We start from the raw sequence: 25,685 nt of genomic DNA, 5'->3' as shown, positions 1-25,685 counted from the left end.
TAATGTAATGCTTTCAAGATTAATTAAAATTGACGCTTTTTAATGACCTTATGTACAATTCCATATTCAATCGCTTCATCAGTATTCATCCAATAATCACGATCAATATCTAGGCGAACTTTTTTAATTTCTTGACCCGTGCTTTTTGAAATGACTTTAGCTAGTCTCTCACGCATCTTAACAATTTGTTCAGCTTGAATATGAATATCAGATGCACTACCACGTGTACCACCTAAAGGTTGATGAATTAGAAAGCGCGTATTAGGTAGAGAATAGCGATTTTCTTTATCCGCTGCTAAATAAATATGTGTTCCAGCACTAGCTACCCAACCAGTCCCAATCACTTTAACTTTTGGTTTAATAAACTGAATCATGTCATGAATCGTGTCACCTGCTTCAACATGCCCACCTTGTGAATTAATAAAAAGAGTAATATCTTTTTTACTATCAGCAGCTTCTAGCGCTAATAATTCTTGTGTGACTTTTTCAGCTAATTTTTGATTGATTTCACCACAGATTAATAACTGTCTACTATCAAATAATTTCTCTTTTATATTAAACTTATCTGCTTCAGTTGTATTTTCTTTTGTTGCCACTTCTTCATCATTTCTAATGATATTATTGCTCACAATAAACTCCCTTAAAATATCGTCATTTAAACTATTAGAAAAACTTAGCTCATACTATATCTACTGTCATTGAAGAAATCAATCATGATGAAACAGGCTAATTGATTAAGTATGTGATTATTAATGTAACAATACTTATTTTGCTAACTTCAAACTATTTTAACTAGACTAATAACTATTTCAACAACAACCTATGGATGGGAAATAAACATGAAAAAAGTATATGATGATTTTTATATAACTAAAGGTGTTAAAAAAGCTGCAATTACCATATTTAAAGCTAATATTGATGACTTAAATAATCCTGATTTTAATCGTCAATACCGCGCTTTATTAAAAGAATTCAACTACTATTTTATTAATATTAACAATCTTGATTACTATTTTAAAATACCTGATCAAAATTATTCAATTCTATTTGCTAAAGATAAAGCAAATACATTAATTGGCTTTGCATGCATTAAAATTAATAAAATTGAAAAAGAATTAGAGTTAAATTGGCTTTATATAAAAGGCAGTAATCGCTTTCAGGGAGTAGGTAGCCAAATGATGAAAGAATTATTTAAAATTGCATTACTTAATCAATGTGACAATATTTCACTTCGCGATGCCAGTGAACATTATATGCCATTTGTTTATGAACATAGTCTAACTGAAGATCAAAAAGATAGTTTAGATAGTAAATTAAAATCAAACTTTTATCATAAACAAGGAAGTTTTAAAGAAAAAAGCACAAAAATTTTAATTCATGTTAATTCAAAAAGTTTAAGGCCAATTACTATTTTCAACCAACTCCATCAAAACATAGAAAAGCGCCATAATCTTGAAGGCGTACAAAATGCTCTTCATTTTGAAAGAAGTTTTTAAGTTTGAAACAGTTGCCAGATGAACATCAAAATATATAATAAAAATTAAATAATCAATATTTATACTTTTAGAAAACATGACGCTAACCAAGAACATATTTCTATTAATTATATTATCTATCTTTTATATTGATTCAATTGCAAATATGGATAAAAAAGCAAACACTTGGCAATTTCATTGGTTTGTCGGACCTGATGTTGGAGTGAAACTATATGATCAAAAAAGCCCACTTTTAGATACTCAGTCTGATTCAACTATTCATGAACACTATTTTGGTGGTATTTTAGGTGGTTTAGTAAACTATAATAATTTATTTTTCCAAAGCCATATTGATGCAACATTTGGCAAGGGGCAATCAAATATTAAAGATACGCAATTTGGCATCAATCAGTATACTAGTCTTAATCACTATATGACGACTTTTATGACAAGTACAGGTTATCAATTTAAATATAATAATTTCAGCTTTATACCCGGTATTTTCAACACTTTTGTCTATTCAATTAGTGAAACTAAAGAACCGATTAAATTAGGCCCTATTGATATCAATCAAATTAAGCAAAAGATTACCCAAAGTTATGCTGGTTTATCCTTTATCAATAGATGGCATTATGATAAAAATATTTCTATTTCATTACGCACTTTATTTGGTTATATCTATTTTAATCGATTACAAAGTCATGCTGACTATAGTTTAGGAAACTTCACAAATACATTAACTAATCATAGAGGTTATTATTTTTCACTAAGTATGATATTTGCATATCGTAGTGATTATGGTGAATTTCTTTTTATTCCATGGACAGCTTATACCTATATTCCAAATCAAACTGATGAGATTGACTATAAATTAAATACTTTAGGCATCAAACTTATTTATTTGATTGGCTCATAAAAGCTCATACTTAAACTATTAACTTTCTCAAAAATTCATTATATTCTTGCTAACTCGAAATATAAACTCGGGTTGCATAAAAACAATGAAAAGATACCACATAATAGAGCAAAAAAGAGAAGAAATTGTAAATCAATTTACTATCAGTAGCACAGGTTCAGAAATTGCCGATAAGCACATGAAACAAGTTACCAACCATGACAGGTTTGCCACTTATGCTGAATCTGATAATATAAGAGAGTTACACGAATATACAAATTTAGAAAATCAACAGATTGCATTTAAAAACACAAGCGTATCTGCCAGTGAATACTACAATAAAGCATTACCAAGTAAATATGCTAATTGTACAAGCCAAGCTATTTTTTTATGTAATAATCTGGATAGAGCAGGTATTGAATCACGTGTATTTAATCTAGCGGGTTCTCACCATTTAGTCGTATCATTAGGTGACCACCCAGGCCAAATTATAGCTTCTGATGCATGGTCAGATGGACAGTGGGTAATTGATTTTGACAAAGAATTTAATTCAATTGATGATATTGCCCATGATAAGGAAGTTCTTTATGCAATAGGTGAAGAAATTTGTAAAAAAGATTTGGAGATATATGGTGCAGAAAGTTATCAACAGCAACTAGAAAACGATAGAGATTTGTTACGTGAACAACTACAAGATCCTCAATTCCAAAGTAAAGAATTAACTCCTCAAGAAATTGATTTTCAAGTTATGCAATCATACCCTGAGCAAACAACAAAAGATGCTTATATGGAAGGCAAGTTCCAATACACCATAACACCTGTAAGTGAATTTTTCGAACCAATGCAAGAACCCCAACCACAGGATGAAGTTCCTATGCATTTTTTAAGGCAACACAATATCGACTCAGACCCAAAATTTAATCCAACAAATTGTTGCCCTATACTCTAATATTATCAAACTCTGACTAAATGAATATTCATACGAATAAGATACTTAATTAAAAATAACTATAGATTTCATATTAACTTACAATATAATCCACCTAAAAAATATGCTATAACCATAATTAGATGGATAAATCCTTAGGAGATATACTAAATGGATTGGTTAAAAAATTATCAAAATTCAATTACAGATAACGAGATTTTTTGGCGTAATGAAGCTGAAAAGTTAGATTGGTTTAGTCCTTTTAATACGGTTACTTCTGGTAGCTTTGAACAGGGTAATATTAAATGGTTTGAAGAAGGTAGCTTAAATGTTAGTTATAACTGTATTGACCGACATCTTGAAACTCATCCTGAAAAAATAGCAATCATCTGGGAGGGAGATAACCCAAAACATAAACGCACATTTACCTATCGTCAATTGTATGAAGAAGTTTGTCAATTTAGTCATGTATTAAGAGAACTTGGTGTTAAAAAAGGTGATCGTGTTTGTATCTATTTACCAATGATACCAGAAGCTACTTTTGCCATGCTTGCCTGTAGCCGTATTGGTGCAGTTCACTCAGTTATTTTCGCTGGGTTCTCGCCTGAATCAATTAAACAACGTTTAATTGATTGTGACTGTCATTTAATTATTACAGCAGATGGCACATTCCGTGGTGGAAAATTACTTAACTTAAAAGAAAATATTGATCAAGCAATTGATCATGAAACTAAGATAGAAAAAGTACTTGTTGTTCGTCATGCACAGAATGATATTCATTGGGTTGAAAATCATGATTATGACTATCATCAGCTAAAGCAATCTAGTGATAAATTAACCTTTGAACCTGAAATTATGAATGCTGAAGACCCATTATTTATACTGTATACATCAGGCTCAACTGGTAAGCCTAAAGGTGTTTTACATACAACAGCGGGCTATCTTTTATACGCATCATTAACTCATAGAGAAATTTTTGATCTAAAAGATAATGACATTTACTGGTGTACCGCAGATATTGGTTGGATTACCGGTCATTCCTATGTTATTTATGGACCACTAGCTAATGGCGCAACAACATTAATGTTTGAAGGGACGCCCGCCTACCCTACTTGCAGTCGCTGGTTTGATATTATTGATCAATACAATGTTAATATCTTCTATACCGCACCAACAGCAATTCGCAGCTTTATGGCACAGGGAGCTGAAAATGTATTAGGCAATACACACCGAAATTCATTACGTATTTTAGGCACTGTTGGAGAACCGATTAACCCAGAAGCTTGGCAATGGTATTTTAAACATATTGGCAATGAAAAATGCCCAGTTGTTGATACTTGGTGGCAAACCGAAACTGGTGGTATTATGATAACGCCATGTTCTGATTATCCGCAAGTACCTGGTTCTGCTATGCAAGCATTTTTAGGTATTGATGCTGTAATTTTAGATAAAAATACAGGCTTTGAAATTAAAGGTGCTATGCAAGCACATGATTATGGTGCATTAGCCATTAAACAACCATGGCCTGGCATGATGCGAACCATATACGGTGATCACCAACGTTTTATGGAAACTTACCTTAAACCTTACCAAGGATTTTATTTTCCAGCTGATGGTGCCTGGCGTGATGAAGATAATAACATTTGGATTACTGGCCGCTTAGATGATGTTATTAGTATTGCTGGCCATCGACTTGGGACTGCTGAAATTGAAAGCGCTTTAGTTGCACACAAAAATGTTGCTGAAGCTGCTATTATTGGTATTCCTGACTCTATTAAAGGTCAAACAATCTATGCATTTATTACCTTGACTGAAGATACTAATATAAGTGAGAACCTTGAAAGCGAAATAAGACAATGGGTACGTCAAACTTATGGACCAATTGCAATTATCTCACATATCCAATTTACAGATAACCTACCTAAGACTCGTTCTGGTAAAATTATGCGACGTATTTTACGAAAAATTGCTCACTTTGAAGAAGATCAACTAGGCGATACAACAACACTTGCAGATAATCAATGTATTAAAACACTTATTAGTCAGCGGATTGATTATCGAGCATAAGTGATCTAATTTTAGATAAAATTAACACTCTGTTTATAATAATTTTATTTTAAAAATATTAAAAAGAATAAATATATAATCATAATCTGTATATAATAATTGGCTACTTAAATCATCAGTTAGGGTTGTATAAATGAAAGAACATCTTTTAAAAATTATAGCGAATGAAAATATTGAGGAATTTAATTCTCTTGAGCGTGATGATAAAATTGCTATCATTGATGAAATATTAATTAAGAATCAAAGAAGTTTTATTCTATCTATTAATCAAACTGATGCTAATAATGCTTTTCTTCTAACTGAAAGTGCAGTAATAAATAACCTTCCTACAGTTTCACAAGAACTATTACTACTTAACAAAGATAATAACTTTAGGAAAAACAGCATGTTACATTATGCTGTTATAAGTGGTTTTAATGAATCAGCAAAAATACTTTTCCAACATGGTTTTACTATATCAGAAGAAACGATGATTAATTATGCAAAGTATAATAATACTCCATTTATTCAACTTTTAATAGACAATCAAATATTTTATAATGATTGTAAAGATACATATAATAATAATCTTCTCCATGTTGCAGTCAATAACTGGCACAATGAAATGATACAGACACTTATTATGGCTGGTGTTAGTACTGATACTAAAAATAATAATGGAGTAACTCCAGAAGATATAGTTTTAGCTACAGGCGATCAAACAAAAATAGATTTTCTTAACCAATGTAAATTTGACTATCATGAGGCAAGAATGCTTGAAGGCCCTCTAATAAAAAATGCAACAGACTCTTCTGAGCCTCCTCAATTGATGAATGGCGATTATTATGAAGATGAAGAAAAAATATCTTATAATATAGAAATTTAATAAAATATTTATACATATAAATTACCCATCCGTCACACAACCTTCTGAAGCAGATGAGACAAGGTTAATATATTTTTTTAACGTTCCTTTTTCTGCTTTTAATTCTGGTGGCTGCCAATTTTCTCTACGAGTATTTAACTCCGCTTCAGTTAGATCAACATCAATACGATTACTAATCGCATCGATAGTAATTTGATCACCATCTTCAATTAAAGCAATAACACCCCCTACTTGTGCTTCAGGCGCAATGTGACCAACAATAAACCCATGAGAACCACCAGAAAAACGACCATCGGTAATTAAAGCAACATCTTTACCTAAGCCCGCCCCCATTATTAATGATGTTGGTTTTAACATCTCCGGCATACCAGGGCCGCCTTTTGGGCCTTCATAACGGATAACAATAACATCACCTTTGGTAATTTTTCCTTGCATTACCGCTTCAACCATGGCTTCTTCACAGTTAAATGTTTTCGCTTTACCTGTAAAAACTTCTCCTTCTTTACCTGTGATTTTAGCGACAGAGCCTTTCTCAGCAACATTACCAGTTAAAACCTGTAAATGCCCCGTTCGTTTTAATGGATTATTTAATGGGCGAATAATTGGATTATCTTTAGGTAAGTCAGCAACTGACTCTAAATTTTCAGCTAACGTTTTACCCGTTACGGTTAAACAATCTCCATGTAATAAACCTTCTTTTAATAAATATTTCATTACCGCCGGTGTTCCACCAATGGCATGTAAATCGGCCATAACATATTGACCACTAGGTTTAAAATCCGCTAATAAAGGTACTTTATCGCTTACTTTTTGAAAATCAGCTAATGTTAATTTCACACCAACTGAATGCGCAATAGCAATTAAATGTAATACCGCATTTGTTGAACCACCCATCGCCATAATAACAACAATTGCATTTTCAAATGCTTTTTTAGTCATGATATCACTTGGTTTTAAATCGAGCTCTAAAAGATTTTCAATCACACTACCTGCATTTTGACATTCTTCTAGCTTTTTTGGGTCAACTGCTGGTGTTGAAGAACTAAACGGTAAGCTCATACCCATTGCTTCAATCGCACAAGCCATCGTATTTGCCGTATACATACCACCACAAGCACCAGCACCAGGACAAGCTTTTTTGATGGTTTCTTTACGTTCATCTTCTGAAATCATACCAGCTAAACAAGCACCATAACTTTGAAATGCATTGACAATATCGACAGGCTTTCCTCTAACAGCTCCAGCCTGAATCGTACCACCATAAATCACAAATCCAGGTCGATTTAATCGTCCTAAAGCAATCATACAGCCTGGCATATTTTTATCACAGCCAGGAATGGCAACTAGACCATCATACCAATGTGCTGCCATAACCGTTTCGATTGAATCGGCAATTAAATCTCTTGACTGTAATGAATAGCTCATACCATCTGTACCCATAGAAATACCATCACTAACACCAATGGTATTAAATCGCATACCAACTAAATCATTTTTTTCAACACCTTCTTTTGTATATTGTGCTAAATGATTTAAATGCATATTACAAGTATTACCTTCATACCAAACACTAGCAATACCAATTTGAGGCTTTTGCATATCTGATTCTGACAGGCCTGTGCCATATAACATTGCTTGTGAAGCACCCTGTGTTTTATCTTGTGTTAATGTTTGGCTGTATTTATTTAATTGACTCATTTTTATAACTCTCTATTTAATGGCTATTATAAGCTTCAACAAACGCTTCAACTGATGCTTGAATAATATCAGGTGAAATTGCTTTACCCATAACGTGATAACCATCTTTTAACATTTTTAATTCAACATAAACGACAGCATCACTACCTTCGCCTCTAATTTGTACTTTATAATCCGTTAATTTATAAGAAACTTCACTCGGACAAGCCCTTGCTAATGCACAAATAGTTGCATCAACAGGCCCAACACCCTCGTGAGAAGCATAATATAACTGTTGTCCAACTTTTACAGTGACTTCTGCTTTAGATATTTTATCTTGTGCGGTTGTTACATTAAATGACTCGATTGTTAACTGACTTTCATTACTGTTATCTTTAGTCATCTCTCTTGCATCTTGAACAATATCTTGTAAATCAGAGATAGTAATTGCTTTACCTTTAGTCAAAAATTGTTTGACATGTTTTAAAATTTTCTCTAAAAACTGTTCACTATAATTAGCATCTAATAATTCTGATAATTTTGTTTTTATTTCTAAAAGATTCGGTACTTGCTCAAAAACAACTAAATCTTTTTCAACAAATAGCATACTCTTATTATCAAAAAATTGGCTATCATATAATTGATCAAAATCCGACTCATTTGGATAAATAACCGGTGGTTGAATTGCAGATTTTAAAACAACATTTGGATCTTTTAAACCATCACCAGATAAGACACATATAATCTTTTTACCTGGCTCTAAAGTACTATTTTCAAATTGTTTATATAGATAAGCAACCGTCGCAGCTGATGCACTTTCAACAAATAAACCTTCTAAAGTTGATAGCTCATATTGAGCCTTAAGCATATCTATATCTGTTACTTCTACTGCATTACCTTTCGTTTGATAAATTGCATCTAATGCCTTATCCCCATCAATTGGATAAGGTACAGAAATAGCCGTTGCAATCGTATCAACATAATCCAGCGCAGTAATTGATCTTTTATTATCTTTAAACGCCTTCACAAGTGAGTTAGCACCTGTTGCCTGCACACCTGTCAGTTTTGGGAAGTGATTGATTAGTCCAAGTGCATTATATTCATCAAAACCTTTTTTATAGGCTGTAATATTAGTACCACAGCCAACAGGCACCACCACTTCATCTGGCACCTGAAATAATAATTGGTCAATGATTTCAAATGCGGCTGTTTTTTGCCCTTCAACCCTAAATGCATAATCACCGGCTAAATAAAACTTTCTTGACTTTGCAATGTTATAAGCTAAGTCTGCTGCATCATTATAGGTACCTTTAATTTGAATAATTTTACCACCGAAAGAGATTACTTGTGCAAGCTTTGACATTGATACCCCTTCAGGTACAACGATAAAACAAGGCATATTTGCTGCTGCTGCATAACATGAACAAGATGCTGCCATATTACCAGTTGATGCTAAAACAATCCCTTTTGCACCCATCTCTTTTGCTAACGTAATATCAACAGCTGAACCTCTGTCTTTAAATGATCCTGTTGGATTTTTACCTTCGACTTTAAAATATAAATCAATACCCAATTGTTTACCAATAACCTTACTTTTAAGTAATGGTGTTGCTGTTTCTCTTAATGAGACAAAATTAGCATGATGCTTAATCGGCATTAAAGGTAAATACTTAGATAAACAAGGTTGTGCATTGATAAAGTAATCTAAGTTAATTTGTTGCTTAATCGCTTGAAGATCCATTTCAACTTGCCAGGGTGAATCTTCACCTGCAAAAACAAAATCATCTGTCGTTACTTTTTCTTTGGTATTAAAATCGATTAAATGATACATAGCAAACTTACCTTATTTTTATTATTTTATTATTATTTATTCATTTTCTGGACGTAGGCTTCTAACTGTTCTCCCTGCTTGCCAGATTTCTTTATTGTGCATTTCATCCAACTCTTTCTGTAATTCAGAACGATAGTTTTCTTGAGAGTTTTTCTCAATTGTTCTTTGTGCTTCATTACCATTTTTCACCTCACAATAAAGTTCATTAAATACATCATAAGTTGCATCTTTAAATTTAGGCGCCCAGTCTAATGCACCTCGCTGAGCCGTAGTTGAACAATTGGCATACATCCAGTCCATTCCATTTTCACCAACTAGAGGTACAAGAGATTGTGTTAATTCTTCAACCGTCTCATTAAACGCTTCACTTGGCGAATGACCATTGGCACGTAAAACTTCATATTGTGCTTCAATAAGGCCTGCTAAAGCGCCCATTAATACACCACGCTCACCTGCTAAATCACTATAGACTTCTTTTTCAAATGTCGTTTCAAATAGATAGCCAGAACCAACACCAATTCCATAAGCTAAGGTCTTTTCAACTGCATTTGATGTTGCATCTTGAAATATAGCATAACTAGAATTAATACCTTTATTTTTAAGAAATAATGACCGAACACTACGACCAGAACCTTTAGGGGCTACCAAAGCAACATCGACATCACTAGGTGGTACAATCTTAGTTTTATCTTTATAAGTAACTGCAAATCCGTGAGAAAACATTAAAAGCTTACCTTTTGTTAAATGTTGTTTCATTGCATCCCACTGAGTAATTTGACCTGCATCTGAAAGTAGGTTGCAAACAACCGTACCTTTTTTAGTTGCTTCATCAACTTCAAATAGAGACTCTCCTTCAACCCAACCATCAGCTAATGCTTTTTGCCAAGAGTGTGAATTTTTTCGTTGCCCAACAATGACGTTAAATCCATTATCTCTTAAATTTAATGCTTGTGCTGGCCCTTGAACACCATAGCCAATAATTGCAATCGTATCATTTTTTAATACTTCTTTTGCTTTAGCGAGTGAAAACTCTTTTTGTGTTACAACCGTCTCTTGTACTTGACCAAACATCATCTTACCCATTTGATAACTCCTTAAGTTATTTTTGATTGATTAATAAACTAAATTTTAAGCAACTTTTAATGTTGTTTTTTGTACTTTTTGCACCTGACTAACAATTGGCATCTGATTAGCAATATGAATATCAATTACCTCAATAACCTTTGCTAGTTGTTTAATCACTTTATGAATTTTTTCATCATAAGCATGTAAGACTAAATTAAAGTGAGAAATACCATGATTCACTGTTTCACAGACATTTAATTGTTCTATGTTAATGCGGTGGCGTGAAAATACAGAGGCAATTCTTTGTAATACGCAAAGCGCATTTTCAGTTGTCATCGAGATAAAGTAGATTTGATCATTTACCATGTTAGTCTCCTACACTTAATTGAGTATTACTGATTGATGCACCTGCTGGTACCATTGGAAAAACATTTTCTTGTTGTTCTACAACAACCTCTAATAAATACGAACCTGAATAATTTAAAAATTCATCTAATACTTCAGAAAGATTCTCTCTATCTTTAACTATTTTTCCTTTAACACCATAAGCTTCTGCAACTTTAGCAAAATCAGGTGATGATATTTCTGTAAATGAATAACGCTTTTCAAAAAATAGCTCTTGCCACTGTCTTACCATGCCTAAATAACTATTATTTAAAATGATCATCTTTAAATTAATATTTTCTTGATTGAGAACTGCTAGCTCTTGAATATTCATTTGAAATCCACCATCACCAGCTATGGCAATTACTTCTTTCGTATCGCCTAAACCTATTTTTGCACCAATGGCTGCAGGTAGTGCAAAACCCATTGTTCCGAGCCCTCCTGAAGTTATATGCAAATTAGATTCTCTAAACTGATAATAACGTGCTGCAATCATTTGATGCTGACCCACATCACTTACAATTAATGCATTACCCTTAGTTTTTTTAGAAACTAAATCTACCACTTCTGCCATTTTAATTGGGCCATAATTAGGTCTAGTCTCATTTTCAATAACAACTTCAAACTCTTTTTGATAACAGTTAGAAAATTCATCATGCCAATTAGAATGCGTATTTTTCTTTATATAAGGTGTTAAAGCACTTAAAGCATCTTTTGCATCAGCATGAATACCTACTGTTGATTTAACATTTTTATCAATCTCTGCTAAATCAATTTCAATATGTATAATCTTTGCATCAGGTAAATATTGATCAAGCTTACCTGTAACACGATCATCAAATCGCATGCCAACTGCAAGAACTACATCTGCCTTATTAGATAGAACATTCGCTGCAAAATTACCATGCATGCCTAACATACCTTTATAAAGTCTATGATCACAACTAATAGAGGATAAACCTAATAATGTACAAGCAATTGGTATATCACCTTTTTCAGCTAATTGAAGTAACTCTTTTTCTGCTTTTGCAAGCATCACACCGTGACCTGCTAGAATTAAAGGCCTTTGAGCATTATTTAATAATTCTGATGCCTTATAAATATCATTCATATTCATCAAAGGTTTTTTTAACCATTTAGCATGCACATTAGTCATTGCTTTTTTATATTCAGTTAAACGTACTTGTGCGTCTTTGGTTATATCAATTAAGACTGGCCCTGGCCTGCCATTTTTAGCAATTTCAAATGCTTTTTTGAAAATATCAGGTATTTCATCTGGGTCAGTTATCTGATAGTTCCATTTTGTAGCAGCAACCGTCATGCCAATAATATCAGCTTCTTGAAATGCATCTGTACCTAAAAGATCACTAAAGATTTGTCCTGTAATACAAACAACTGGAATTGAATCAATTAAAGCATCTGTAATTCCTGTAATAAGATTAGTAGCGCCAGGGCCTGAAGTTGCAATTACAACCCCTGTTTTACCCGTTGCTCTAGCATACCCAACTGCACCGTGTATGGCTGCTTGTTCATGACGAACCAGTACATGCTTAAGCTTTGATTGATGATCAAACAATGCATCATAAGTTGGCATAATTGCACCACCAGGATAACCAAATATCGTCTCAACTTCTTCATCTAATAGTGAGTTGACAATTGCTTGAGCTCCACGCATTTTCATTTTAATCTCCTAAAGACTACCTTTAATTGCATTTTCTTTAGGCAAAAAAAAACCCGCATCTTCAACTTGGAAGATGCGGGTTTCTCTTAAGGCCTTTCTTTCTAATTCACAGCCGCGCACCTTCCGTTCGTCTAATCACGAGCAGAATAATCACAATAATAATGTTGATCATGTTAGTGCGAAGGTTCATTACTAAATCGCTTCCTAAGTTTTATATTTTAACAAATTTTTTAATAACTTAATTTATAAACTAACAAGCATCTTTAATAATTGTCAATAATAAACTTCGACTTTATTTAAGATTTGATCTTTTAAGACTGGAAATATTTAACAATAAATTCTGAAAATAACCTAACTATTGAGTTCGGGTAACTTGGCATATGATATAAGTAAATATCAGCTGATTCTACCTCCATACCTAAGTCAATTTTAACTAATTGTTCACCCTCAACATAAGGCTTAGCGATAATATCAGTTACACAGCATAAGCCCATACCAAAAACTGCTGCTTCAATGATATCTACACCAGTTGTAGAAACCATCCTAGGATTTAATCTAAAGCTTTGTATTTTTTTATCATAACCTTTAAATTTCCACTCTAAATCTTCATTTACTCTTGAGTTTACTAAACATTGATAATTCACTAAATCATTCGGTGTTTTTGGTTTAGCATTATTTTTTATATAATCTTTTGATGCATAAACACCTTTTGTTAAATTTAAAATATGATGTTGAATCAATTTCCCATGTTTTATATTTAAAGATGAAATAGCAATATCAGCTCTATTATCAAATAATAAATAAGGCGAGTTTTCTGACTCAATATAAATATCTATTTTGGGATAGGTTTTTAAAAAAGCATTGATACAGTCCAAGAAAAACGGCCTTCCTAAACTTGATGGTATCGACATTTTTAAATGTCCTTTTGGTTCAGCTTTTGATGTAATCAGTTCATCTTTTAACAAAGTTAAATCATCAGACCAACATTTAGCTAACTGATAAACCGCCTCACCTGCCGAAGTTAATTTTTGCTCTCTTGTTGTTCTATTTAATAAGCTTTCCTCAAAATACTGTTCAAGCCATTTAATTTGTTTACTTAGTGCTGAAACATTAATGTTAATCACCAATGACGCTTTACTAAAACTTTTTTGTTCAACTAATACTTTAAAATTAACTAAGCATTGATATAAATTCATAATATTTTCCTAATAAGAAAAGTATATTTTCATTTTAGCTCATTTATTTCTTTTTAAGAAATTATTAATATAATCACATCATATAATATTTTTGCTTATCTAGGGGGTTTGCAATGACTGATACAAAATTAAAAATAAATCCTAGATCTTATGCGCTAACGTTAGTTGGTTATATGACACTAACCATTACTATGCCATTAATTTCTGATATAGCAGCATCATTAAGCTTATCAATCAGTCAAATTCAACTTGGTATTAGTTTATTATTTCTTAGCTTTAGTATCTCTGCTATATCTTTAGCCAGTGCTTCAGATATACTCGGAACAAAAAATGTACTTAAATATGCACAATTAATTTCTATTGTTGGTTTAATCATTCTTGGCTTATCATTTAATTATATTTCTCTGTTAATTGGGTTTATATTAGTAGGTTTAGGCACAGGTTGTTACTCGTCTATTTCTCGAGCAATCTTATCTCGATATGCTTATGATGAAAATCATATGAAGCGCTCATTTGCAGTGCTTTCTGCATGTGTAATCTTAGCACCAATTATCGCATCATTTTTAGCACAAATAATTGCTATTATCTCTTGGCGAGATGTATTTTATATTACAGCATTAATCGAAGTTTTACTTTTTGTATACATGCTGCCTATATTAAAATTTGATGCACTTCATGCAACTAAATTAGCTAAAAAAGAAGTATTTTCAGGATTTAAACATATTTTTTCTAAAGGTTCATTTAACTTAAACGTACTCTTAGTTGCACTTATTTTTTCTGTTTATTTAGGCGTAATGATGGAAAATTTACATCCTTTATTTGTTCACGAATTAAAAATGAATTTAAATACATTTAATATCATATTCTTTTTAACTTCAATCTGTTATTTAATAGGGATTTTTACTTATAGAAAATTTGCACATATTGCCACTAAAAAACGTTACCGTCTCTTAAGCCTCTTATTATGTCTTATTGCTATTTTTTATATTTCAATTACAAGTCATAATCAGTTAAATGTTGCAATTGCTTTATTATTTTTATGTCTTGTTATGGGATTTATTGTACCATTATCAACTGGATCTGCAATGGCAGCAATCTTTAAAGGCCATGGTGCAGCCGCAGCTACATTGACTTTTACAACTTCAGTAATAATGGCTATTTGGAGCTTTATCCAAGCACATTTAAGTATTTCATATTTTAGCTTTATCTTACTTGCTCTATGGATTACTTTTATATTGGTTGCAATATTAAAGTTTATGTTACTCATTAATTATAAACATCATAAAATTTGACAATTTAAAATTCCCATCTATCTTTTACATTGCATCTAATAACTTGGAGAGAGCATATGAATAAGACTGAATTAATTGAATTTATGGTTAAAAATAAATGTGTTGAGACGAAAGCTGAAGCTGATCGTGTCATTAAGTCATTCCAGTGTGCAGTTGAATGTGCATTGAAAAAAAATAAAGAAATAAGTTTAACCGGTTTTGGTTCATTTAAAATCAGCAAACGCCCTGCTCGCACTGGTAGAAACCCTAAGACTGGCGAACCTATGAAAATTAAAGCATCTAAAGTTGTTCGCTTTAACGTTGGTAAAAAACTAAAAGATGCGGTTAATAAATAAATCCTCTATAAAAAAGGTTACATATCTTGTAGCCTTTTAATTAATTTTAACAAAGAACTTCTATAGCTAATTATAATTAATCAAAACTAAAACTATCACCAAATAACCATTCATCATCAGAGTTTAAAAAATATAATGGTGGTGAATTTGTTTCTGAAGGATACTCAAGATTTTCAATATTAAAATCTGTAAGTGTAGTTATATTTTCAGTAGATAAATAAGGGGTATATCTACAAGATTCAGCTGATCTATTATCTATATTTGTTCTTATATAATTTTTACGGGTATTTGATTTTGTTTTTTTTCTCAATTGCTCAATTTGCTCAACAACATTAGTAGATGATTTGCTATTACCATAGATATACAACGGATATGAAGTTTTTTTAGTTGTATTTTTGACCATTGGCCCTGGTAATAACAAAGTTGGCTCTTTTTGAGAATTAGCTAACGTATCTTGATCCCATTTATAAACTTTCTTACTTACACCCCACCTATCATCATTACAACTATCATATTGCTGAGAACTAATCTCTTTAACTTCATCTTCCCATAAATCCAATCGATAATATTTAATTTCATCATCTAATTTTATTTTAAGATAATTATAAGCATGACCTGGTATTTCAGTGATAACTTTCCATAATTCAAATTGACAAAATAAATCAGTTTCAATAATTGATTCAGACATTTTCTCACCTAAGGTAACTGAAATTTCATCACAAGTTCCGCCTTGATAGTAAATAATATTTTGAGCAATAGACCTTGGAGATAATAATAAAATTTCTGACTTTTTAGGCGCAAAACAGCTTTCAATACATTCGCTATAGTCCTGATAAGTTTCAGCTTGATTGATCGATTTTAAATATGAATATTTTTTGAAAAAGTCATCAAAAATATCTAATAACTCTATTTCTGTCATAGTTATGCCTTTACTATGTAGCATTTCTATCTGCTAAACCAATAAAACAAACATTCTATTTGAAGTTTAAATAAATAGCATTATCATATTATATAAATTTATAGCTATTTTATAATTAATTGACATCCTAAAATATGCTAATCAAATTATTTTAATCTATAGGGCTTTCATTAGCTATTTGTACTTCAAGATATCCACTACAATTTTAATAAGCTTAATATTTATTTTATTCATTATATTATTGTTGCTTTTATTAAAAAATATATTACACTTCTGATTAATAATTATAAATTATATTAATTATAGGGTGTTGCAAAAATGTACTATTATCATGTTACAACTAAGAATATTTTCGATCACATTAAAAAAGATGGTATGTCATCACAGTATCACCGGACAGGTGAAAGAAAAGCTTCAACTGAAGGATCATTTTATAAAAACAAACAAGCACAGTTTGAACAACAATTTACTAATAAAATCAAAGCTATATTAAAAATACTAGCATTAAAACTTAATAAAGAACATATGAAACAAATTTTTAATAAAACAAATGATATAACACCATTACAAATTGATATTTCATTAGATCATGAACAAAATAATACTCAATTAACAAAAAAAGAAGCTCTATCTATTGATGAATACTACAAACAAAACTATAACCCTAGTGAAACTAAAACGCTTAAATTTAGTATGTCAGAATTTAAGAAAAATCATAATTTAAAAACATTTAAAAATGACTATAAAGCTGAAATTAAAGCTATAAAAAATGATACCAATCATCCAATACATAAACTAGCAAATGAACTGGTAAGCGCTAAATACAATATTGAAGAGGCAATAACTTCATCTCACATATACTTTTTTTCTGAGCTACACTTTAAATCATGTTTTAATGAATATACCAAACATCTAGGTGGTGACTTATCTAATTTAGTTGTCTTAAAAATACACCAAGATGACATTATAGACATGAAAGAAGACTTATCAGATTATCGTTGCTGTATGACTGAACATAGAGTCCCTGCAAACAAGATTCAAGTTATAAATAATATATAAGAATTATCTAGTTCTAATACAAAAGACTTACAAACAAAACTTAATGATTCTAGTAATATATCAACAGATCAAAAAATTTCGACTACAAATGATTTTAATCAGCCTATATTTGTATTTTCAGATAATACAAACTTCAAATATACATTCTTCAACAGCTCATTTATAAAAAGAGCTTTTTAACTTAGCTCTTTTTATAAACCACATCTAGTTGACGCGCTGCTTTAACATCATCCAAACGACGAACAGGTAAATTATAAGGTGCATTTTTTACCTTTTCAGGATCCGTTTTACATAACGCTCTAATCTCAATTAAAGCATCAATAAAACTATCCATCTCTTCTTTAGTTTCAGTCTCTGTTGGTTCAATCAATAAGCATTCAGGTACTAATAATGGAAAATACATTGTTGGTGCATGAATACCTTTATCAATTAAACATTTTGCAAAATCTGTTGCAGTAACGTCATAGTCTTTTTTCTCTTTTTCAAGCGTAATAATAAACTCATGCGTTGCACGACGATCAGAAAATGCTGCATTGAAACCTGCTTCTTGTAAACGCTTTAACATATAATTTGCATTTAATGTTGCCATCTCAGAAACACGTTTTAAGCCATTATGTCCTAGCATTCGAATATAAATATAAGCACGCAATAAAATTCCTGCATTACCATGAAAAGCAGATAAACGACCAATTGTTTGCGGTTTATCATCTGCTAACTCTAGCTTGTAGGTATCATCACTATTTTTAACAACACAAGGTACTGGCAAATAAGGTTTTAAGCGCTCAGCACAAGCAACAGGCCCTGCACCTGGACCACCACCGCCATGTGGTGTTGCAAATGTCTTATGAAGATTTAAGTGCATCACATCAAATCCCATATCACCCGGACGTGTTTTACCCATAATGGCATTTAAATTAGCACCATCATAATATAATAAGCCACCCGCTTCGTGCACCATTTTAGCTATTTCTTTAATACGACGCTCAAAAACACCTAAAGTTGATGGATTTGTTAGCATAATACCTGCTGTATTAGGCCCAAGTGCTGCTTCTAATGCATCAACATCGACATCACCAGATTCTTTTAGCGTTTTAACTTCTCTTACCTTATAGCCACACATAATCGCTGTTGCTGGATTAGTCCCATGGGCTGCATCTGGCACAATGATTTCATTACGATCATAATCACCACGATCTTCATGATAACGTTTAATCATTGCAACGCCAGCAAACTCACCTTGTGCGCCTGCCATTGGTGCAAGAGAAACACCCTTCATGCCTGTAATTTCTTTGATATATTCTTGCAAATCATAAAGACAAGCATAAAAACCTTGCTTAGACTCATCGGATGCTAATGGATGCTGATTTAGAAAATTAGGAATTGATGCTAATTTATGTGCAGCTCTTGGATTATATTTCATCGTACAAGAACCTAACGGATAAAAATGTGTATCAATTGAAAAATTTTTCTTAGAAAGACGTGTAAAGTGACGAATGGCATCTAACTCAGACACTTCAGGTAATAATGGACGATCTTTACGTAAAAAACGTTCATCAATTGAAGATTTAAATTCACCATAAGGTGCTTGAGCAGTTGCATAACGCCCTGGTTTTGATTTTTCAAAAATTAACATGTTGCAACTCCTTGAACTTCTTTTTCTTCATTATTGACAACCGTTTTTAAAATGGACAAAAAATAGTCATGGTCCTCTTTGGTATGAATTTCTGTCGAACAAATTAATAACATATGATCAAGCTTTGGATCTAACTGTCCTAAATCATAACCACCTTGAATATTATGTTTGGCTAATTCATTTAAAACACTAGATGCTTTTGTTGGTAACTCAACTACAATTTCATGGAAGAAATTATTGCTAAATTTAGCCTTAACCTGAGAAATTTCAGATAATTTTTCTTTTAATGTTAAAGCATTATGATGCGATGCTTTAGCAACTTGTTTTAAACCTTCAACACCAAGTAGTGATAAATAAATTGTCGCGGCTGTCATCAAAAGACCCTGATTGGTACAGATATTAGACGTTGCTTTTGAACGACGAATATGTTGCTCACGAGCTTGTAATGTCAAACAAAAGCCTTCTTTACCATCAACATCGGTTGTACGACCAACAATTCTACCAGGCATTTGACGCACTATGGCATTTTTACAACTCATAAAACCAACATAAGGTCCACCAGAAGCTAATGGAATACCCAATGGTTGACCTTCACCACAAACAATATCAGCACCAGTTTCACCCCAACTGCCTGGCGCATTAATTAATGCTAATGCTGTTGGATTAACCGTTGCGATAACAAGTGCATTTTCATTATGTGCCCAATTAGTTATCTCATCTGCTTTTGTTAGTTGTCCAAGAAAATTAGGCTGAGGAATAATAACTGCTGCATAATCATTACCTTCATATACACTTAATCTATCAAGTGTTGTTATCCCATCATCAAGATTCAAAGCTACTTGCTCAAAAGTAATATTCTGATAACTCGTAATTGACTCTAAAACTTGCATATAATGCGGATGAATACGATCAGCAATTAAGATTTTTCCAGATTTTGATTTACGATTAGCACGTACAGCCATTAATACTGCTTCAGCTAAAGCAGATGCACCATCATACATTGAAGCATTGGCTACATCCATTTGTGTTAATGAAGCAATCATACTTTGAAATTCATAAATCAACTGTAAATTACCTTGTGACGCTTCAGCTTGGTATGGTGTATATGCTGTCATATACTCGCCTCTTGACACAAGATCCCATACAGCAGCAGGTATATGATGCTGATAAGCGCCAGCGCCAACAAAGTTTAATTGCTGTTGATCAGAAGCAGCTCTTTCATTCATTAAACGAGTCATATCCATCTCGTTTAAACCTTCAGGTATATGATTAAAACCGTCAATGCGTAATGCATCAGGTATTTCATCAAATAATGATTCAACATCAGAGACACCAATTGTTTCAAGCATCTTTGTAATATCTGAATCTAAATGTGGAATAAATGGCATAAAGTTATCCTTATTATGATTCTATATCTATAACTTATATTAATCTTCTAATGCAGTTTCATAATTCTCTGCATCTAATAACCTATCAACCTCAGATACATCAGATAATTCTATTTTGAATAACCAACCATTTTCATATGGATTATCATTAACTTCATTTGGACTATCTACTAAGGCTTCATTTACTTCAACTACACGCCCTGAAACAGGTGTATAAAAATCAGAAGCAGCTTTTACAGACTCAACAACACCCACCTCACTACCTGAGTTAACTTCATCGCCAACTTGAGGTAGTTCAACATAAACAAGCTCACCTAATAGTGCTTGCGCATGATCCGTAATTCCAATTGTTGCTAGATTGCCTTCTTCAATACGAACCCACTCATGTGTATCAGAATACTTAAGACCACTAACTACTTTACTCATAACTAATATACTCCTTTAAGGTTAATTTAACAATGTTTAAAAAATACGTTACTCAGTCACTTCTAATTCATGACTGAGTGACTTAAAAACCACTTTTCCCTTACGCACAAATGGATAAGAAACCATTTTAACTGCAAGTTTTCTATTTCTAATTTCAACTTGGCATTCAGTCGCATCTAAAGGCACTCGTGCAAGTGCAATGGATTGATTCAATGTTGGTGAGAAACTACCACTTGTTGTAGTCCCCTCACCCTCTTCTGAAACTACCTTTTGACCTGCTCTTAATACACCACGATCCAATAAAATCAAACCAACAAATTTTGTATTAACACCATCAATTTTTTGTTTAATTAATGCAGATTTACCAATAAAATTACGATCATCCGTTAATGAAACTGTCCAATCTAGACCACACTCAAATGGTGTAACTTCATCAGTCATATCATTACCATAAAGATTAAGGCCTGCTTCTAATCTCAATGTATCTCTTGCACCTAAGCCACAAGCTTTAACACCTTGATCGATTAATTTTTGCCAAAATGCAACAACTTCATTTTGCGGCATCATAATCTCAAAACCATCTTCACCTGTATAGCCTGTTCTTGCAATTAACATCTCATCTGATTTAAATAATCTAAATGGCTTTAATTCAGCAACATTAAATACTAACTTATCATCAAGCGCACTAATAACTGCTTCTCTTGCATTTGGGCCTTGGACAGCAATAATGCTTAAATCTTCTCTTGTAATTACAGAAACATCAAAAGCAATTGCTTGCTCTTTAATCCAATTAACATCTTTTTCTCTATTTCCAGCATTTACAACTAAGCGATAATGACCCTCACTAATATAATAAACAATTAGATCATCAATCACACCACCTTGTTCATTTAACATACAAGTATATAAAGCTTTACCAACAACAATTTTTCTTACATCATTGGCAATTAAATAACTTAAAAAGTCAGTTATACGCTCACCGGATAAATCAACAGCTAACATATGTGAGACATCAAATATACCTTTATCCTTTCTCACTGCATGGTGCTCATCAATCTGTGAACCATAATCAATTGGCATCTGCCAACCTGCAAATGGCACCATTTTCGCACCATGATTGGCATGCCAATCATATAAAGGCGTTTTCATTGAATTATTTGTATCTTGTCCCATAATTAGTACTCCTTAAGTTCTGCCTATATTTATCCTTGATAAAAATCTTTAAAATATTTAATCAATTCTTTAGTTGAAGCATCATAGCGATCTAATGATTCATTTGATTGTAAAGACTTTAGAATTGGTTTTCCTAATGCTTTACCCAACTCAACACCCCACTGATCAAAACTATTAATCTGCCAAATGATACCTTGAGTAAAAATTTTATGCTCATACATTGCAATTAAACTGCCTAATGTTTTAGGAGTTAATTCTGCTAAAACAATCATATTTGATGGTCTTGAACCAGGTATCGCTTTATGTGGTGCTAATTTTTCTGCTTTTTCATGAGAAAGCCCAGAGTCAATTAATTCTTGATACGCTTGATCTTCACTTTTACCAACCATTAATGCTTGTGCTTGCGCTAATGCATTTGCAATTAATGCTTGATGGTGAGCAATTAATTTATGATGTGGTTTTTTAGCAATAATAAAATCGATTGGAATTAATACTGTACCTTGATGTAATAATTGATGAAAAGCATGCTGACCATTCGTACCAACACCACCCCATAATACAACACCTGTTGTATGATCTACTTTTTGGTTATGGATATCGCATGATTTACCATTACTTTCCATATCTGCCTGTTGTAAGTAATCTGCTAAAAAACATAAACGGTCATCATATGGTAAAATTGCTTTACTTCTTGTTTGAGAGAAATTGCTATACCATATTTCAATTAAGGCTAGAATCACTGGCATATTTTCTTCTAATGGTGCATTTAAAAAGTGCTGATCCATTTCATAAGCACCTTCTAGTAAGGCATAAAAATTATCCATACCCACCATAAATGCAATCGATAATCCAATAACAGACCATAAAGAATAACGACCACCAACCCAATCCCACATATCAAAACGGTTTTGATTATCAATACCAAAAGCCTTAACTTTATCTGGTTGGCTGGAGATGGCAACAAAATGAGATTTAACTACGTCTTCTGTATTAGCATGCGTTACTAACCATTCTCGTGCAGTATTTGCATTCATTAATGTCTCTTCTGTTGAGAACGATTTTGATGCAACAATAAAAAGCGTTGTTTTTGGATTTAATTTTTTTAATGTCTGTGAGATTGTAAACCCATCTACATTTGAAATAAAGTGACAGTTCAAACGCCCTGTATGATACGGCGTTAAGGCTTCTGTTACCATTTTAGGACCTAAATCAGAACCACCAATCCCAATATTAACAATATCGCTAATCGTATCACCATCATAGCCTGTCCATCCTCCTGAATAAACAGACTCAACCAATAACTTCATTTTATCTAATGATTGATGAACTAAATCAATCACATCAACGCCATCAAGCACTAATTTATCTGATTTTGGTCTTCTCAATGCGGTATGTAAAACAGCTCGATTTTCTGTAAAATTAATCTTTGCACCATCAAACATCTGATCTCGACGTTGTTGCAATTGTGCATCTTCTGCTACTTGAATTAACAGATCCATCACTTCACTGTTGATATGATTTTTAGAGTAATCTAATAAAATATCACATGTTGATAAGTGATAACGATCAAAACGAGATGGCTCTTCAACCAATTCAGCTAAACGTTTATTTAAAAGCGTCTCTTTTAGTGACTTTAAATGATTGATTGTTTTTATATTCTTAGAATTAATCATTTATAAACGCTCCTTAGCATAGTGTTTATTTTCAACATAAACTAATACATTGCCACTATCATAACGAATTATCACGCTATCGGATACTGCTAAATTTCGAGTACCAATACGCTTACCAAATACTAATGACTCGCCATTTAGTGGATATTGTAATCCTTCATAGTAAATATTATTTACTTCAAAAAAAGGAATAACCGATACTTTTTGGTCTTTAATACCTTTTAATTCGATACCTGAGTGAATAAAGAAAAATACACCATAGCGATCTCTAAATTCTAGTTCAAGCTTGTCTTTCCAGAACAATGCCGTTGATAAGTTACCAAGAAAGTGATCAGAACTTAAGCCACTAGCACCATAAACAATTATTTTTTTGATACCTTGATCATATAAATAAGCTAATGCTTTATCAAAGTCTGTAGAGTCTTGATCAGGATTATGAATCACATCTATGTGTTGATCGATAATTTCATTTTTATTAATTGAATCAAAATCACCAATAACCACATTTAATTTTTTTAGAATATGAGGCAGGGCTTTAACGTGCAGATAAGCACCATCAGTACAGATGATTAATGGTTTATCATAACCGCTTAATTGACTATCAATAAATGCTCTGTCAATTTCGCCATCTAGTATGACAATCGCTTCTGTTACTTTCTCTGCATTCAATCTTTTATTTGCCCCACTTACATCAAAAGTAAATTACTCATGTAGCCTTATATCGTGAATTTTCATCACTTGCAAGGATTAACAAATCAACAAATGCAAACTACAATATAAATAAGTAAAATTTCAACCAATTATCAGGCAAATGGCTAAATAATGATTAAAAAATTGATCGATGAATTCTTATTAATTTGTGCTTCGCAAAAACGATATAGTGAACACACACTCAACGCATATAAACGCGATTTAAATAAACTAATTGATTACTGTTCTAAAACAAACATTGCTTCAGTTGAAATAATTGATCGGCATATGATTCAAGATATCATTTCAAAAGAACATAAATCCGGCATCAAACCAAAATCAATACAACGGCTGTTAAGTGCTATGAGAGCCTTTTTTAATTATTTAATTAATATCAAACTTATCAGTCATAACCCAGCTAAAGCAATTAGAGCACCTAAAGCTGCACAACGATTACCTAAATCAGTTGAAGTTGATCAAACACAAGCTTTATTAAATCAAGCTATTAATGATCCATTAGATATTCGTGATCTAGCAATGCTTGAATTAACTTATGCCTGTGGTCTTCGTTTAAGCGAGTTAACAAATCTAACACTTGAAAAAATTGACTTCTCTCAAAAATTAATACGCGTACTTGGCAAAGGGGATAAAGAGCGTATAATTCCAATTGGTAATGAGGCGATTAATGCTTTAAATCGCTGGTTAAAAATACGAGATCAATGGAATAAATCAACATCAAATGCTTTATTTATATCTGAAAAAGGACAACCAATCTCACAGCGAAATATCCAAAAACGTTTTGCATTATGGGCAAAGCGATTTGGTACAAAACATATTCACCCGCATATGCTTCGACACGCTTTTGCAAGCCATATTCTCGAATCAAGCTCGAATCTTCGAGCCGTACAAGAATTACTTGGCCATGCTGATATATCAACAACACAAATATACACGCACTTAGACTTTCAGCATCTTGCCAGTGTCTATGACAGCGCTCATCCACGCGCTAAGAAGAAATAAATAAGGATAACAA

The 25,685-nt window shown here is 32.4% G+C and carries 23 protein-coding genes; 9 read left to right on the top strand and 14 right to left on the bottom strand.

Annotation, left to right across the window (positions count from 1 at the left end):
- Positions 1-23: 23 nt before the first annotated feature.
- Positions 24-596 carry an ATP-dependent Clp protease proteolytic subunit gene (locus KFE69_07665; GenBank protein UTW44034.1) on the bottom strand — a complete coding sequence of 191 codons (573 nt, stop codon included), beginning with the start codon at positions 594-596 and terminating at the stop codon, positions 24-26.
- 243 nt (positions 597-839) lie between these two features.
- Between KFE69_07665 and KFE69_07660 the strand changes: the two genes are divergently transcribed.
- From KFE69_07660 to KFE69_07640, 5 genes are all read left to right on the top strand, one after another.
- The gene (locus tag KFE69_07660) at positions 840-1,496 is read left to right on the top strand and encodes a GNAT family N-acetyltransferase (GenBank protein UTW41391.1); all 657 of its coding nucleotides are present in this window, start codon (positions 840-842) and stop codon (positions 1,494-1,496) included.
- A 145-nt stretch (positions 1,497-1,641) separates the two neighbouring features.
- Positions 1,642-2,391, top strand: a complete 750-nt coding sequence (locus KFE69_07655) for a hypothetical protein (protein UTW41390.1) — start codon at positions 1,642-1,644, stop codon at positions 2,389-2,391.
- 85 nt (positions 2,392-2,476) lie between these two features.
- Positions 2,477-3,319, top strand: a complete 843-nt coding sequence (locus KFE69_07650) for a hypothetical protein (GenBank protein UTW41389.1) — start codon at positions 2,477-2,479, stop codon at positions 3,317-3,319.
- Positions 3,320-3,469: 150 nt separating this feature from the next.
- Positions 3,470-5,365 carry an acetate--CoA ligase gene (gene acs, locus KFE69_07645; protein ID UTW41388.1) on the top strand — a complete coding sequence of 632 codons (1,896 nt, stop codon included), beginning with the start codon at positions 3,470-3,472 and terminating at the stop codon, positions 5,363-5,365.
- 133 nt (positions 5,366-5,498) lie between these two features.
- Positions 5,499-6,230 carry a hypothetical protein gene (locus tag KFE69_07640; GenBank protein UTW41387.1) on the top strand — a complete coding sequence of 244 codons (732 nt, stop codon included), beginning with the start codon at positions 5,499-5,501 and terminating at the stop codon, positions 6,228-6,230.
- 21 nt (positions 6,231-6,251) lie between these two features.
- Here the strand turns inward: KFE69_07640 and ilvD are convergent, their stop codons facing one another.
- The 6 genes from ilvD to KFE69_07610 form a co-directional block, all read right to left on the bottom strand.
- On the bottom strand, positions 6,252-7,928 hold the full coding sequence (gene ilvD, locus KFE69_07635; GenBank protein ID UTW41386.1) for a dihydroxy-acid dehydratase: 1,677 nt from the start codon (positions 7,926-7,928) through the stop codon (positions 6,252-6,254).
- Between the two features lie 16 nt (positions 7,929-7,944).
- Positions 7,945-9,738 carry a threonine synthase gene (gene thrC / locus KFE69_07630; protein UTW41385.1) on the bottom strand — a complete coding sequence of 598 codons (1,794 nt, stop codon included), beginning with the start codon at positions 9,736-9,738 and terminating at the stop codon, positions 7,945-7,947.
- Positions 9,739-9,774: 36 nt separating this feature from the next.
- On the bottom strand, positions 9,775-10,821 hold the full coding sequence (gene ilvC / locus KFE69_07625) for a ketol-acid reductoisomerase (protein UTW41384.1): 1,047 nt from the start codon (positions 10,819-10,821) through the stop codon (positions 9,775-9,777).
- A 45-nt stretch (positions 10,822-10,866) separates the two neighbouring features.
- Positions 10,867-11,169: an acetolactate synthase small subunit gene (locus tag KFE69_07620; GenBank protein ID UTW41383.1), complete on the bottom strand. Its 303-nt coding sequence runs from the start codon at positions 11,167-11,169 to the stop codon at positions 10,867-10,869.
- A gap of 1 nt (position 11,170) precedes the next feature.
- On the bottom strand, positions 11,171-12,868 hold the full coding sequence (gene ilvB / locus KFE69_07615) for a biosynthetic-type acetolactate synthase large subunit (protein ID UTW41382.1): 1,698 nt from the start codon (positions 12,866-12,868) through the stop codon (positions 11,171-11,173).
- 311 nt (positions 12,869-13,179) lie between these two features.
- Complete coding sequence (locus KFE69_07610; protein UTW41381.1) at positions 13,180-14,064, bottom strand: LysR family transcriptional regulator; 885 nt, start codon at positions 14,062-14,064, stop codon at positions 13,180-13,182.
- Between the two features lie 113 nt (positions 14,065-14,177).
- On the opposite strand from KFE69_07610, the gene KFE69_07605 reads away from it, so the two are divergent.
- Both KFE69_07605 and KFE69_07600 read left to right on the top strand, forming a co-directional pair.
- Positions 14,178-15,356 (top strand): MFS transporter, encoded by a 1,179-nt coding sequence (locus KFE69_07605; GenBank protein ID UTW41380.1) that lies wholly within the window; start codon positions 14,178-14,180, stop codon positions 15,354-15,356.
- 56 nt (positions 15,357-15,412) lie between these two features.
- Positions 15,413-15,691 carry an HU family DNA-binding protein gene (locus tag KFE69_07600; protein UTW41379.1) on the top strand — a complete coding sequence of 93 codons (279 nt, stop codon included), beginning with the start codon at positions 15,413-15,415 and terminating at the stop codon, positions 15,689-15,691.
- 76 nt (positions 15,692-15,767) lie between these two features.
- Here the strand turns inward: KFE69_07600 and KFE69_07595 are convergent, their stop codons facing one another.
- Positions 15,768-16,634, bottom strand: coding sequence for a hypothetical protein (locus KFE69_07595; protein ID UTW41378.1), 867 nt, complete (start codon positions 16,632-16,634; stop codon positions 15,768-15,770).
- A 294-nt stretch (positions 16,635-16,928) separates the two neighbouring features.
- Here KFE69_07595 and KFE69_07590 point away from each other — a divergent pair, with 294 nt between their 5' ends.
- Positions 16,929-17,669, top strand: a complete 741-nt coding sequence (locus KFE69_07590) for a hypothetical protein (protein UTW41377.1) — start codon at positions 16,929-16,931, stop codon at positions 17,667-17,669.
- A gap of 181 nt (positions 17,670-17,850) precedes the next feature.
- Here KFE69_07590 and gcvPB read toward each other — a convergent pair whose 3' ends face one another.
- From gcvPB to KFE69_07560, 6 genes are read right to left on the bottom strand one after another with little or no spacing between them, the layout of a single operon-like run.
- Positions 17,851-19,302, bottom strand: coding sequence for an aminomethyl-transferring glycine dehydrogenase subunit GcvPB (gene gcvPB / locus KFE69_07585; GenBank protein ID UTW41376.1), 1,452 nt, complete (start codon positions 19,300-19,302; stop codon positions 17,851-17,853).
- Positions 19,296-20,690 carry an aminomethyl-transferring glycine dehydrogenase subunit GcvPA gene (gene gcvPA / locus KFE69_07580; protein UTW41375.1) on the bottom strand — a complete coding sequence of 465 codons (1,395 nt, stop codon included), beginning with the start codon at positions 20,688-20,690 and terminating at the stop codon, positions 19,296-19,298. The genes gcvPB and gcvPA overlap by 7 nt, the downstream gene beginning before the upstream one ends.
- Before the next feature lie 39 nt (positions 20,691-20,729).
- Positions 20,730-21,116, bottom strand: a complete 387-nt coding sequence (gene gcvH, locus KFE69_07575; protein UTW41374.1) for a glycine cleavage system protein GcvH — start codon at positions 21,114-21,116, stop codon at positions 20,730-20,732.
- Between the two features lie 48 nt (positions 21,117-21,164).
- Positions 21,165-22,265 (bottom strand): glycine cleavage system aminomethyltransferase GcvT, encoded by a 1,101-nt coding sequence (gene gcvT / locus KFE69_07570; protein ID UTW44033.1) that lies wholly within the window; start codon positions 22,263-22,265, stop codon positions 21,165-21,167.
- 53 nt (positions 22,266-22,318) lie between these two features.
- Positions 22,319-23,962: a glucose-6-phosphate isomerase gene (gene pgi, locus KFE69_07565; GenBank protein UTW41373.1), complete on the bottom strand. Its 1,644-nt coding sequence runs from the start codon at positions 23,960-23,962 to the stop codon at positions 22,319-22,321.
- A complete protein-coding gene (locus tag KFE69_07560; GenBank protein UTW41372.1) occupies positions 23,963-24,631 on the bottom strand; it encodes a thiamine diphosphokinase in 669 nt (222 codons plus the stop codon).
- Between the two features lie 153 nt (positions 24,632-24,784).
- On the opposite strand from KFE69_07560, the gene xerC reads away from it, so the two are divergent.
- The gene (gene xerC, locus KFE69_07555; GenBank protein UTW41371.1) at positions 24,785-25,672 is read left to right on the top strand and encodes a tyrosine recombinase XerC; all 888 of its coding nucleotides are present in this window, start codon (positions 24,785-24,787) and stop codon (positions 25,670-25,672) included.
- Positions 25,673-25,685 lie beyond the last annotated feature (13 nt).

Source organism: bacterium SCSIO 12844 (genome assembly GCA_024397935.1).
In the GTDB taxonomy this organism is placed as follows: domain Bacteria; phylum Pseudomonadota; class Gammaproteobacteria; order Francisellales; family Francisellaceae; genus M0027.
The sequence above is the reverse complement of the archived record's forward strand: the minus strand, read 5'-3'. Positions and strand labels throughout refer to the sequence as shown.